This window comes from Flammeovirga sp. OC4 (genome assembly GCF_000812565.1).
Taxonomy (GTDB): domain Bacteria; phylum Bacteroidota; class Bacteroidia; order Cytophagales; family Flammeovirgaceae; genus Flammeovirga.
On the sequence record NZ_JTAM01000072.1, the window covers coordinates 46,837 to 60,678 of the forward strand.

A 13,842-nucleotide genomic window follows, 5' to 3' on the forward strand; every position below is an offset into this window, starting at 1 on the left:
TCGTGAGAATGCAGAAAGTGTTGAAACAGAAGTAATGTTTTTGTACTCAATGACTTCATGTGATGCATTGCAAAAGAAAAAGAGAGGAACATGAATAAGAAAGTTGAATTTCAACATATCGGTAAGATGCCTTATGCTAAAGCATGGGATTACCAAACAGAATTGTTTGATGCTATTGTTCAAACAAAATTGGAAAATAGAAGGAGAACAGACAGGGGAGAAGAACCAATTGAAACAAAAAATTATTTATTGTTTGTGGAACACCCTCATGTTTACACTTTAGGTAAAAGTGGTAAAGAAGAGCACCTTTTGTTGGATCAACAAGGATTGGAAAAGGAGCATGTTGAATTTTTCAAGATTAATAGAGGTGGAGATATTACTTATCATGGTCCGGGACAGATCGTAGGTTACCCTATTTTGGATCTGGATAATTTCTTTACGGATATACATAAGTACCTTCGCTTTTTGGAAGAAGCTATTATTCTCACTTTAGCAGATTTCGGTATAAAAGCAGGGCGAATAGATGGTTTAACAGGTGTTTGGATTGGTGAAGATAATGATCCAAACCCAAGAAAAATATGTGCGATGGGTGTGAAAACAAGCAGATGGGTGACCATGCATGGTTTTGCACTTAATGTTAATGCAGACCTTAAATTCTTTGGTAATATTGTTCCTTGTGGTATTTCTGATAAAGCAGTGACTTCTATGGAACAAGAATTAGGTCATGCAGTCAATATGAAAGAAGTGGAAGAGGTATTGAAAAATCACCTTGCAACACTTTTTGAAATGGAAATTTTTGAGAACCAAAATCACTAACAGACAAATGAAAATTTATCACCCTACAAAGAAAGTAAGTTTAGATGTGCCTTTGGTATCTTCTAAAAGTGAAAGTAACAGAGCGCTGATCATTCAAGCATCTGCAAAAGAGGATATTCAGTTAGATAATATCTCTATGGCTAGGGACACGCAAACTATGATGCGTTTATTGGGTAGCGATGACTTAACTTTGGATGTGTTGGACGCAGGTACAACGATGCGTTTTTTAACAGCTTATGTTACTGCAAATAACCGTCAGACAATTATGACGGGTACTCCAAGAATGCAAGAAAGACCTATTGGAATTCTTGTAGATGCATTACGCTCTATTGGTGGAAATATTGATTATATGAATAACGAAGGTTATCCTCCACATAAAATAAAGAGTTTTGCTCAAGCTACAGATACAGTAAATATTAGAGGTGATGTTAGTAGCCAATATATTTCTGCATTGCTTTTAGTCGCTCCTTCACTTCCTCAAGGGTTAAAAATTGTATTGGAAGGAGATGTAAACTCTAAACCTTACATCATGATGACATTAAGCTTGATGGAGCGTTTTGGAGTGGAGTATAAATGGGAAGACAATGTAATTACTGTTGCTCCTCAAAACTATAAGAGTGGTGCTTATACCATTGAATCAGATTGGTCTGGAGCAAGTTATTGGTATAGTATTGTGGCTCTTTCTGAGGAAGCAGAGGTGAAAATCATGAACTTGAGAGAAGATTCTCTACAAGGAGATAAGGCCATTGTGGAAATTATGGAGCAGTTGGGTGTGAAGAGTACTTTTGAAGCAGATGGTGTTCGCTTAACAAAAACAGCATTAGCAGATAAGTTCTACTATGATTTTACACACTGTCCAGATTTAGCACAAACGATCGTTTCTTTAGTAGCTGCTTTAGGGATGGAAGGAAGAATGATTGGCCTTCAGAGTTTAAGGATCAAAGAGACTGATAGAATTGCTGCACTTCAAAACGAGATCAAAAAATTAGGATTAGAGATTGAAGTAATTGGTGACGAAGAAATCAGAGTTCCTAAAGGAGGAATCAAGATTGAAGGTCAAACAATCGATACATATGATGACCATAGAATGGCAATGGCATTTGCTCCTTTGTCTATTCTTGGAGAATTAGATATTGAAGAGCCAGGCGTGGTTGCAAAATCATACCCTAGTTATTGGGAAGATTTAAAAAGTGCAGGCTTCGTCATGGAAGGCGAATAGTTAGATATAAATCAAGGTGCTCAGATAAAAATAATAAGAATATCAAGGTAAAGTATCATTTACATCAATCTTGATATTAGAGGGTAGTTATTCATTATTTTTGAAAGAGTACAACGCATTCAAAATGCACTAGAAGTGGTTCTATTCAATTTTTGAAATCAGTGATCACAAAAAATAATAAATGGTTAAATAAATTTTGTCTGAGTACGTATGGAATTAGATGTTAGTTTCAAAGCAATAGTGTCTGTATCACTTATCCTTTTTTCTGTAATTGATATTGTGGGATCAATTCCGATCATTATCGACTTAAGGGAAAAAGAAGGGAAAATTGAATCAGGAAAAGCAACCATTGTAGCAGGAGTTATCATGGTGTTGTTCTTGATTGTAGGTACGCAGATTCTAAGCCTTTTTGGGATTGATGTAAGTTCTTTTGCAATTGCAGGTGCCATAATCCTTTTCCTTTTAGGAATTGAAATGATATTAGGGATTGTGCTTTTTAGAAGTGAAGCAGATGAAGGAGGTACAGGATCAATTGTTCCTTTGGCCTTCCCATTGATTGCAGGAGCAGGAACAATGACAACAATTATCTCATTGAAATCCGAGTATTCTACTTTAAGTATACTTTTAGGGATTTTCATCAATTTGATATTTGTATATATTGTATTGAAAAGTTCAGGGTGGATTCAAAAGAAGCTAGGGCAAGGAGGTGCCAATATTTTGAGAAAAGTATTTGGTATTATCTTATTAGCAATTGCGATTAAGCTCTTCAAAACGAATATATAATAGGTAGGGGTAGACCAATGTGTCTACCCTTTCTCTTTTACAATAACTGTATTCAAATTATTATTACGTTTTACTTCATTTCCTCAGCATAGAAGCAAACTGATTAAAGGCATTTTTCAATTAAGGGTGCTGTAGAATTGAAAACTTCATTTTTTTGCATTAACTTCTATTATCCCTAAAAATGAGATCTATAGAACATCTAATAAGTTTAATTGATGAAACAAACTGTTAAAATGATAGCAGTAGTATTCATTGGAATTATTACCCCATTTATACTACAAGCTCAAAGTGTATCTAATTTCACTGTCAATCTAGGAAGTACAGCAAAATATGTTCGAGTAGGAGAAAATTTCACTATTCAAGGTGACAATGCCCAACGATATTTTGTATATCACTTTTCTACAGACTTTATGCCTGCACCTCCACCAATGGTTGAAAATGCAAGTACAGGTAACCCAATGATTGTTGATTCTACTTTTGAGGTAAAAGCAAATGAACCGATAGAAATAGCAACAACGGGTCTGTATTTTATTCAAACAGATACGACAAGTAGAGATGGAGTAGGTTTTACAGCCATGCCTTCTGATTTTCCTAAATACCGGAAAATGAGAAATATTTATCCTCCTATGGTTTATATTTCTACACAAAATGAAATGATGTCTTTCAAAACAGGGAAGCGACCAAGGGAGGCATTTGAAAACTTTTGGATCAATGTAGCAGGGTCACCTGATAATGCAAAACGACTGATCAAATTGTATTTTGAAAGAGTTTCAGAAGCAAATACACAGTTTTCAGAATATAAAGAAGGTTGGAAAACGGATAGAGGTATAGTTTTTATTATTTTTGGAGCACCAGATGAAATCTCTAATATAGATGGCGGAATTCGATGGTCTTATGATAGCAACTTAAATCATGGACAGGTAGAATTTGACTTTATTGAAGATATTAATCAGTTCACTGGAACGCATTATGTTCTGAAGCGTTCTTATGATTATAAACGTGTGTGGTTTGATACTGTCAAAAAATGGCGTAACGGTACCATCCAATAACTTTCTAACGAACAACAAACTTTAAGATGAAAAAAGCATTATTTATAGACCGTGATGGGACAATTATTGTTGAACCTCCTGTAGATTATCAGGTAGATTCATTGGAAAAACTAGCATTTGTTCCTCAAGCAATCTCTCAATTGCAGAACATTGTAGAAGAATTGGATTATGAATTGGTGATGGTGACCAATCAAGATGGACTAGGAACAGATAGCTTTCCAGAAGATACTTTCTGGCCTGCTCAAAATAAAATGTTAGAAACATTAAAAGGAGAAGGCATTGAGTTTGATGATATCTTAATTGATAAAACATTCGAGCATGAAAAGGCTCCAACAAGAAAACCAAGAACAGGCCTGATGACTAAATACATGTCTGGTGAGTATGACTTGGCAAATTCTTTTGTAATTGGAGATCGTTTGACAGATGTTGAATTAGCGACAAATTTAGGAGCTAAGGGTATCTTAATCGGTGATGCACAAAAGTCAGATGCTGTTTTAACGACAAAATCTTGGAAAGAAATTTATAGTTTCTTGAAGAACTATAAGGCAGGTGGAAGAACCGCTAAGGTGGAAAGAATAACAAATGAGACAAAAATTCTCATCCAAGTAAATCTTGATGGTACTGGTAAATCAGAGTTATCAACAGGAATTGGTTTCTTTGACCACATGTTGCACCAAGTCGCAAGACACGGTAAAGTAGATTTGACAGTTAAAGTAGAAGGTGATTTACATATTGATGAGCACCATACTATTGAAGATACAGGTTTAGCAATTGGAGAAGCTTTCAAGCAGGCATTAGGTGATAAGAGAGGAATTGCAAGATATGGATTCTTTATTGCTCCAATGGATGAGGTATTAGCACAAGTAGCATTAGATTTTTCAGGTAGACCATGGTTTGTTTGTGATGCTCCTTTGTCTAGAGAAAGAGTTGGAGATTTCCCTGTTGAAATGTTTTCACACTTCTTTAAGTCATTCTCAGATACTTCTGGATGTAATTTAAACATCAAAACTTCAGGAGATAATGATCACCACATTATTGAAGGTACATTTAAAGCTTTTGCAAAAGCACTAAGAATGGCCATTCAAGTAGAAGAAGGTAATAATGAAATTCCAAGTACAAAGGGCGTACTTTAAAATTTCTTTACGATATTTGAGCGGACATTATCATTACGGTAATGTCCGCTTTTTATTTTTACAAGGAGATGATCAAAAATATATACACATTATTACTACTGTTTTCACTTTTAAGTATCAACGTATTTGCTCAAGAATTGGAACATAAACCAAGAAAGAGTGAAACAGGTTTGGCTACTTATACCATGAAAGATGGTACTTATGTAAAAGTGACGTATGGCAGACCAAAGATGAAATCAGATTTTGATACCAAATTTGGAGTATCGGTGCCATGGAGAAAACTTTGGCGTTTTGGAGATGATGATGCTACCGAAATCACGGTGACCGAAGATGTAACATTGGCAGGGCAACCACTTGAGGCCGGAACATATTCTTTATATGCTATTCCGGATACAGCGGAGTGGACATTAATTGTCAACAAAGCAGTAGGGCAATGGGGAACTTTTAAATATGACCAATCCAAAGATGTTTTTAGAGTGAAATTACCCTCACTGAATTCATTTAAAATTTTCAGAAAGTTCTCTATCTTCCTTCAAGAAGATGAAGAAGGTTGTAATTTGGTAGCTATCTGGCAGAGAGTTTCTATTGTAGCTCCAATCAGAAAAGAGGAAGAAAGTGAATGATTTTCTTTTATTTAATAAAGAAAAGCTAGAACTTTATTATAAATGTTGGTCATCCAACAGCAAACTACTTCACAAAACTTTCAGGTTATCTTAAATTGTAGTCTCACTATAACATTAAAATGCCTATTTATTAAATGATTTACTAGCATGTTTGTACCCTTTTTAAAACGACTTGCCGTTCTAACGATTATCGCTCACATTTCATTTTTTGCATATATAGCATTAGGTTCACTTTATGTAAAGTGGGCAAACCCCTCTATGTCTATGTTCATGTGTGTGAGGTCTCATTTTGATATCACAAATATTATCACTCCTAAGTTTATTCCAAAAGAAAGTATTCCAACAGATTTACAAACAGCAATCGTAGGTTTGGATGATCCTTCTTTTAAAATACATAAAGGCTTTTCAATGGAGTCATCTCCTAACACTGCTACTATCTCTCAAAAAGTAGCGAGAACAATGTTCTTATTTCCACATCAAAATAACCTTGGGTCTTACTTAGAGACCTTGGCAGCTGTTGAAATGGAATTGATATTAGATAAAAACAGAATATTGGAATTGTACCTCAATTATTCCGAGTGGGGTGACAATATTTACGGTGTTGGTGAAGCCGCAGATTATTATTATAAAAAAGATATTCAAAATCTTTCAAGAAGACAGAAATTGAAATTAGCTTCTGTACTAGCAAAGCCTCTTGAGGTGGACCCAAGTACTTATGATAAAAATAAAATTGTCGAAGCACGTTTTAACCTATTGAATAAGTTAATGGATTAGGTGTTAACTTAAGTTCAATGAAAAATACAATCAGTTGTGTAATGATGAGGACAACTGTACTAAACATAAAAATGACGGAGACGTGGTGATTAAAACTACGTCTCCGTTGTGCATTTAATTGATCAATAAATTCCCGTTTTTTATGGAATAGATGATTATATTTAAAAATTATGGATTATAAAGAAGAGTTGATGAAGGTTGTCAAGAACCTTCCCCTTCAGCCAGGAGTTTATAAGTACCTCAATGAGGAAGGGAAAATCATCTACATAGGAAAAGCAAAAAAACTGAAAAACAGAGTTTCTTCTTATTTTCTGAAACAAGCCGGTATGAATCGTAAAACCAAAAGGTTAGTTTCTGAAATTAGGGGGATAGAATATACAGTAGTAGACTCTGAATATGACGCACTTTTATTAGAGAATAATCTTATCAAAAAGAATCAGCCCAAGTATAATATTCTTTTGAAAGATGATAAAACCTATCCATATATCTGTGTTACAAAAGAAAGGTTTCCTAGAGTTTTTTCCACAAGAAATACATCAGATAAAAGGCATCGTTATTTTGGGCCTTACCCCAATGGGAGAGCAATGTCTGCTTTGTTAGATCTTTTCAAGCAACTTTATAAGATAAGAAACTGTACTTATAATCTTTCGGAGGAAAATGTAGCAGCGGCTAAATACTCAGTTTGTTTGGAATACCATATCAACAATTGTCTAGGACCTTGTGAGGGAAAACAAACCGAGGAGAGTTATAATGAAGATATTAAGCAAATTCTTAATATTTTGAAGGGCAATCTGAGTGTTGCTAGAGAGTATTTTACTCAGAAAATGGAAGAAGCAGTTGCCGCTTTAGCTTTTGAAGAAGCAAATACTTGGAAGCAAAAACTAGAATTGATCACAAATTACCAATCGAAGTCACTTGTTGTTTCCCCTACTTTAAAAGAAATAGAAGTATATGCGATTATTTCTGATGAGCGTTTTGCTTACGTCAATTTCATTAAAATCATGAATGGGGGGATCATCTATGCAGAATCTAATCAAATTACAAAAAGGATGGATGAGGATGATGAAGAAATTCTTCTCCAGGCAATAATGGATTTCAGAGAGAGGTATAAAACATCAACTCGCAAAATATATACGAATATTGAAATCACTTCTTTTGATGAGGAAGATGACCGAATGGAATTTTCAGTTCCGAAAATTGGAGATGGAAAAAAACTTATTCAACTGTCTTTCAAAAACGCAATGTATTTCAAGCGTGAAAGAGAAACTTCAAGAGGAGAGATCAGTGATAAGAAAAGTAATTACCAGACATTACTACAGTTAAAAAGCGAATTGCAACTCAAAGAGGTGCCTGTACATATCGAATGTTTTGATAACTCAAATATTCAAGGCACTAATCCTGTTTCTGCTTGTGTAGTATTCAAAGATGGTAAACCATCCAAAAAAGATTATAGACACTTTCATGTAAAAACAGTAGAGGGGCCAGATGATTTTGCATCTATGGAAGAAGCGGTATATCGCCGTTATAAAAGGTTGTTAGAAGAGAGGCAAAAGCTTCCTCAATTGGTTATTATTGATGGAGGAAAAGGACAATTAAGCTCGGCTTGTGAAGCACTCAAAAGTTTAGGACTTTATGGAAAACTACCAATTATTGGTATCGCAAAGAAGCTTGAGGAGATATTTTTCCCTGAGGACCCAATTCCATTACATTTAAGTAAAAAATCAAGATCGCTTCAATTAGTGCAGCGATTAAGAGATGAAGCACACCGTTTTGGTATTACATTTCATAGGAATTTGAGAAGTAAAGGAAGTATTCATTCTAAATTAGAAGATATACCTGGAGTAGGCCCCAATACCATTCAGAAGCTCTTGAAACATTATAAGACAATTACGAATATTAAAGCGGCTCCTGTGGAGGAATTGGCAGATTTAATTGGGAATAGTAAAGCACAAAAAGTAAAGGATGGATTGTCCTAAAATATTTACGGCTATTACTTCATTTAAGTAATAGCCGTAATTATTAAAGTTATTTTTTCTCTTCTTTGGACGGAAGCTTATCCGTTAAATGGATATCTTTTACACTAAGAATGATATCCCCCGATTCATCAACATGAAAGTTTCTAACGAACCTTCTACCTTCCACAAAATCTGTCGCAAAATAAGAGTGGTAGGTATAAGTATCTTGCCCAAAAGTTTCATCAAAGCCTTTTAATACAATAAGGATTTCTCCATTTTGATGGATCAAATCATCTAATGTTAAATTATAGAGAGGACTTTTTTCATCAATCATATGTACAATGGTCCATGAAAGAGGCATAAACATAATGTTAGACCTTTCTAAGGAAATATCATAAAACTGTCTTCTAAATACTTCATTACCGTTTGTATCCGTTTGTTTTTTTTGAATGGAAACATAAACAGATGCCTCAAGGTTAAGTAAAGTGTTTGCTCTACTGTTGGTCACTCTAAATTGTAAACAATCTTTGTCAGTATCCTTGAATTTTGTCAATAAAGCATTCTTTGAGAAGACAATTTTGGAAATAGGTCTTGAAAAACGACCGTAAAGAATACCGGTAGAAAAAGCAGATAAAAGTAATCCGTTAAAAGCTTCTAAACTTGCAATTAAACTAATGGCATGACTTTGAGGAGACATTGCTCCATACCCCACTGTTGTGAAAGTTTGTACACTGAAGAAAAAAGCTTGTACAAATTCATCCCATATACTATTGGTTTGGAAAACACCCGTGATGTGCTCTACTCCACAAGCCATATATAAGAATGCATAGATCACATTTGTAGCAACAATTACACTCCCAATCACTGTGATAAAAGGAAGCCAATTAATCGTAATCAACCAATGGTAAGCATCGCGTACAAAGTTGGCAGTGCCGATTCTTTTTACATTAAAACTACCATCAGGATTAATAATACGCTTAGTTTCATGTTCATATTGAACACCAACGCCAGGGTCTTGAATTTTTGAAGTTTTATCAGACATACTATTTATTTCACCTAGGCTACCTCATGACCTTCAGCAGCCTCTAATATTCTAAACCAATCTTCTCTCTCTAATTTTACATTCATTGCTTTTGCAGCATCTACAATACGGTTAGCTTTTGTTGTACCAAGAACTGGAACAATCGCTGTAGGATGTGTAAGGTGCCATGCGAAAATGGTTTGGTCGATACCAAGATTATATTTCTCCCCAACTTCTTGTACAACTTTCTTCAGGTGTAGAATTTCAGGTGAAGATTCTGTAAATATTCTACCATTTCCTAAAGGTGACCATGCCATAGGTTGAATATTATTTTTCAAGCAATTATCCAATGATCCATCATAAAGTGCCTTTGTTTGAAGTGGCGAGATTTCAATTTGATTAATGCTCAAAGGAAATTCCTTTTGTAGCATATCTACTTGATGAGGCAAAAAGTTACTTACCCCAAAAGCTTTCACCTTACCCTCTTTTTGTAAAGAAGTAAAAGCTTCAGCCACTTCAGCAGGATTTAATAAAGGATCAGGTCTATGGATCAATAAATAATCAATCACTTCAACTCCTAATACTTTAAGAGAGTTTTCTGCAGACTGAATAATGTGGCTCGCACTTGTGTCATAAGACTTGATTTGATGGTGTGGTCTGTTAGGTGTAATCAATTTTATACCACACTTAGTTACGATCTTAAGTTTCTGTTGCAAATCAGGCTTTAAAGCAAGTGCTTTACCAAATTGTTCTTCAATCGTATAACCTCCATATATATCAGCATGATCAAAGGTATCTATACCGTTGTCAATACTTGTTTCAATTAACTTTAGAATTTCTTGAGAACTAAGTGCACCCCAGTTCCAAACACCGGTTACAATTTTTGAGATCATTTGTTTTTTTTTATTTTAGTATATAAAATTAATAATATCGGAAATAACTAACCGTTTCTCGTAGAAAAAGCTTCTACTTATGAGTAACTAATATAATTACGCTATGTATAAAGAGACTTTCCTTAATTTAATAGAGAAAGACAAAAATATTCCTTTTTTTATAATTGAAAAAGAGAATTATTCTTTCTTAGAAAGTCACAAAACCCAAATGATTTTAGGTATTGAATATCCGGAAGGAGATGAGATAATTAATTTTTTTGAGTTTTGTCCAAGGGAGTGGCATGGCATTTTTAGAGGTACTTTTCTAGAATTAGAACAACTGAACTATGGTGCATCATTAGAGCAGAAGCTATATTATGAAAACGGCACCTATCAGAAAATAGAAATCATCAATGATAAGAAAGCCTTTATCATTAAAAAAAAAGAAGAAGATTTAAACCATAATGTTTCATTTTTAAAGTTAACCAATCATCTTTTATTAAAGCATTCAGATGATGCTATTTTCATCATTGACAAAAACTTTAAGGTATTATTTTACAATAATGCATCAAAAGCTTTAGGGAGAAGATTATTAGGTAAGGTAGAGGATATAGGCTCCAAAATGCATTATTTCTTAGAAAAGTATGAACGATTAAAAATCGGAGTTCATAAAGCATTTAATGGAGAGGAATTTCAATCTGAGTTATCTTATTATTTACATTCTGGCGAACAAGTTTTTCTCAAAACACATTACCAACCTATTTATTTACAAGGACAAGAAGTTGAAGCTTGTCTGATTAGAAGTAAAGATGTCACCACTCGTTCTACAGTAGAAGAGATGTTTAGTTCTATGCTGGAACAGAGCAATATTGGCTATTCGATCATAGATACTGATTTTAAAATTGTAAAAATCAACAAGTACCTGAGAGATTTATTACAGTACTCGGAGCTTGAAATTATAGGGGAAAAATTTACAGAGTTCATCCATCCTTCTTTAAGAGCTCATTTTCTGGAAGAATTTCAGCTTATTCTATCTTCTAGTGAAGTAGAATCTCCTCACAAGCTTTTCATTGATTTAAGATCAAAATATGGTACAGCTTTACTTTTTGAGGTACAAACTAGAAAGGTAAAGATATCAGAAAGAAGATTTGCTGTTTTTGCTACTCTTAAAAATGTTACTCAAAAAGAGCAGAACAATCAGATGCTAAAGGAGATGCAACGATTGATCAAAGCTTGTGGTTGGGTATATGACCGTTTTTCTAAAACAATGAATGTAACAGAGGAAGTGGCTCAGGTAATAGGTATTTCACAAGAATTTATCTACAAAAATCCGACGGCTTTGCTGAGTATGTGTGATGAAAGATCTTATCTGAAAGCGAAAAAAGAACTGCTAAAATCCTATAAGACACAATCCGATTTTGACCTAGAGTTATTAATCAGAGGAAAATATAGAGGTGAACAATGGGTACGGCTGACAGGAAGGCCAATCATTAGACACAATAGGGTAGTAGGTCTTTATGGAGGGATTCAAGATATTACTCAGCAAAAGAAACAATTAGGACTCTTAGAAAGAAATGAAACCTACATTGATGAAATACAAAGGGTAACACATGTGGGAAATTGGGTATATGAACCTCGTGAAGAGCGTTATTATTGGTCTGACCATTTATATACACTTTTGAACTTAGATAAATCAAAAGGTATACCTTCTACTAAAACACAACTAAATTATATTGATAAGCATTACCGTATAGTTTTTAGGGAAGCGGTTAAACGTCTTTCAATATTACATAAACCTATTGACCTTGATATAAAATGTAGTGGACAACTATTAAATGCGACACAATTAGAATTCTTGAATATTCAAGGAAGAGCGATTTATGATCAATTAGGAAATCTTTTACGTTTTGTGGGAGCTGTCACGGATATTACAGAAAGGAAAAGAAAAGAAGAATTAAGCAAGAGTAAAAAGATCTGGCTTAAATCAATGATTAACGCTGCTAAAGATAGTTTTATTGCTGAGTTTTCGGGCAGGGTAGTCAATTATAATAAAGGGCTACAACGTTTACTAGGGTTTAGTAATTACTTTGATTTAAGGGGGAAAGTATTTTTAGACTTCTTTCATGAAAGAGATCATAATAGAATATTGGAGTATAGGAACAACTGTCGCATTGGAGATGTATCTAATCCTTCAAAAATAGAAGTTCAAATGAGAAGGAGAGATTCTTCTTACGTAGATGTAGAGTTAAGTGCAAACCTAGCAAAGATCCAAGGTAAACTATATACAATTTTTAATGCTCATGATATCACTAAAAGAAAAGAATATGAGCAGGGGCTGATTGCAAAAAATAAAGAACTAAAGGAAACCAATAAGGAACTAGATCGATTTTTATACAGTACTACTCATGACTTGAAAGGTCCAGTGACTTCTTTAAAAGGATTATTAAACCTTGCTTATAAAGAGAAGCCAGAAGAAGTGATGAGAATATACCTTCCAATGATGAATAAAAATGTGGATAGAGTATTGGATTTGATTAAGGACTTTGGTGAATTTTTACGAAACAATAGACAAAACTTAGAACCTAAATCCATCGACCTTTTTGAGGAATTGAAGTTAATCATTGATAGTCATCAATTTCATTTAAGTAATGACTTTGTTATCAACTTAGATATCTCCACGAGCAAACGATTTGTTTCAGATAGAATACGATTAAGAAGTATTCTAACCAACCTCTTTACCAATAGTGTGAAGTATAGTGATGCTGATAAAGGGTATAAGTTCTTAAACATTGTAATCAAAGACCATTTGAATGGTATCGAAATTCAATTTGAGGATAATGGAGAAGGAATTTCGCAAAGTGATCAATCAAAAGTCTTCGATATGTTTTATAGAGCATCTGAATATAAAGAAGGAACAGGGTTAGGACTCTTTATTGTCAAAGAAGCTGTAGAAATATTGGGTGGTGAAATAGAGCTAAATTCAGAAAAAGGACTAGGGTGTAATATAAAAGTATACTTGCCTGCATTAAATAGATAACTTTAAGGGTCTGTTTATTAGTGGGGTGTGTTTTTATTTACTTTCCTTTAAAATATTTTTATTGGTTATCCCTTGCATTTTCAAAACAAGCTCTTACCTTTGCACTCGCTTTTGAACGGAAAGCCAACAAAAACATGATGTAAAAGAAGAATTTTTTGATGACGCAATTCTTTGTGTCAGAGTAAAATTGAGCAATGGAAATTAAGTTTCTAAATAAAACAAAATAAGCATTGCAAATTAAAAAACTCTTTTTACCTTTGCACTCGCCTTTAACGAAAGGCTTTAAAAGCTTCTCTTTTGAAGTTGAAAATACAGAGTGTTTCAGGTTTAAAAATCAATAAAAAAAACTTCAAAAATTTTTGAAAAAAGATTTGGAAGTTAAAATAAAAAGTTCTTACCTTTGCACTCGCTTCTGAAAAGAAGTAGCGTTAAACAACGGTTTAATGTAGCGATAAACTTAAATGTTTGTCGAAAATAAAAATCTGGAAAACAGATCATTGAGCAACAGCTCAAACGTTCTTTAATGTATTGAAAAGTAATTATAAGATCAGCGAAAGCGG

Annotated in this window: 11 protein-coding genes; 9 read left to right on the forward strand and 2 right to left on the reverse strand. The window is 33.9% G+C overall.

The window, feature by feature from the left end; all coding sequences use genetic code 11:
- Nucleotides 1-90: 90 nt before the first annotated feature.
- From lipB to uvrC, 8 genes are all read left to right on the forward strand, one after another.
- Nucleotides 91-816 (forward strand): lipoyl(octanoyl) transferase LipB, encoded by a 726-nt coding sequence (gene lipB, locus PL77_RS24870; protein ID WP_044211454.1) that lies wholly within the window; start codon nt 91-93, stop codon nt 814-816.
- A 7-nt stretch (nt 817-823) separates the two neighbouring features.
- A complete protein-coding gene (locus PL77_RS24875; protein WP_044211464.1) occupies nt 824-2,035 on the forward strand; it encodes a 3-phosphoshikimate 1-carboxyvinyltransferase in 1,212 nt (403 codons plus the stop codon).
- A 210-nt stretch (nt 2,036-2,245) separates the two neighbouring features.
- The gene (locus PL77_RS24880) at nt 2,246-2,818 is read left to right on the forward strand and encodes a MarC family protein (RefSeq protein WP_044211455.1); all 573 of its coding nucleotides are present in this window, start codon (nt 2,246-2,248) and stop codon (nt 2,816-2,818) included.
- Nucleotides 2,819-3,033: 215 nt separating this feature from the next.
- Nucleotides 3,034-3,867 (forward strand): GWxTD domain-containing protein, encoded by an 834-nt coding sequence (locus PL77_RS24885; protein ID WP_044211456.1) that lies wholly within the window; start codon nt 3,034-3,036, stop codon nt 3,865-3,867.
- Between the two features lie 26 nt (nt 3,868-3,893).
- Complete coding sequence (gene hisB, locus PL77_RS24890; protein ID WP_044211457.1) at nt 3,894-5,000, forward strand: bifunctional histidinol-phosphatase/imidazoleglycerol-phosphate dehydratase HisB; 1,107 nt, start codon at nt 3,894-3,896, stop codon at nt 4,998-5,000.
- A gap of 68 nt (nt 5,001-5,068) precedes the next feature.
- Nucleotides 5,069-5,623: a DUF2911 domain-containing protein gene (locus PL77_RS24895; RefSeq protein WP_172665947.1), complete on the forward strand. Its 555-nt coding sequence runs from the start codon at nt 5,069-5,071 to the stop codon at nt 5,621-5,623.
- A gap of 147 nt (nt 5,624-5,770) precedes the next feature.
- On the forward strand, nt 5,771-6,397 hold the full coding sequence (locus tag PL77_RS31015; RefSeq protein ID WP_052444706.1) for a transglycosylase domain-containing protein: 627 nt from the start codon (nt 5,771-5,773) through the stop codon (nt 6,395-6,397).
- Nucleotides 6,398-6,567: 170 nt separating this feature from the next.
- Nucleotides 6,568-8,373, forward strand: coding sequence for an excinuclease ABC subunit UvrC (gene uvrC, locus PL77_RS24905; RefSeq protein ID WP_044211459.1), 1,806 nt, complete (start codon nt 6,568-6,570; stop codon nt 8,371-8,373).
- 49 nt (nt 8,374-8,422) lie between these two features.
- Here uvrC and PL77_RS24910 read toward each other — a convergent pair whose 3' ends face one another.
- Together PL77_RS24910 and PL77_RS24915 are read right to left on the reverse strand one after the other, a co-directional pair.
- Nucleotides 8,423-9,394: an ion channel gene (locus PL77_RS24910; RefSeq protein WP_052444707.1), complete on the reverse strand. Its 972-nt coding sequence runs from the start codon at nt 9,392-9,394 to the stop codon at nt 8,423-8,425.
- Between the two features lie 14 nt (nt 9,395-9,408).
- Nucleotides 9,409-10,266: an aldo/keto reductase family oxidoreductase gene (locus PL77_RS24915; protein ID WP_044211460.1), complete on the reverse strand. Its 858-nt coding sequence runs from the start codon at nt 10,264-10,266 to the stop codon at nt 9,409-9,411.
- Nucleotides 10,267-10,369: 103 nt separating this feature from the next.
- Here PL77_RS24915 and PL77_RS31020 point away from each other — a divergent pair, with 103 nt between their 5' ends.
- A complete protein-coding gene (locus tag PL77_RS31020; RefSeq protein ID WP_052444708.1) occupies nt 10,370-13,282 on the forward strand; it encodes a PAS domain S-box protein in 2,913 nt (970 codons plus the stop codon).
- Nucleotides 13,283-13,842 lie beyond the last annotated feature (560 nt).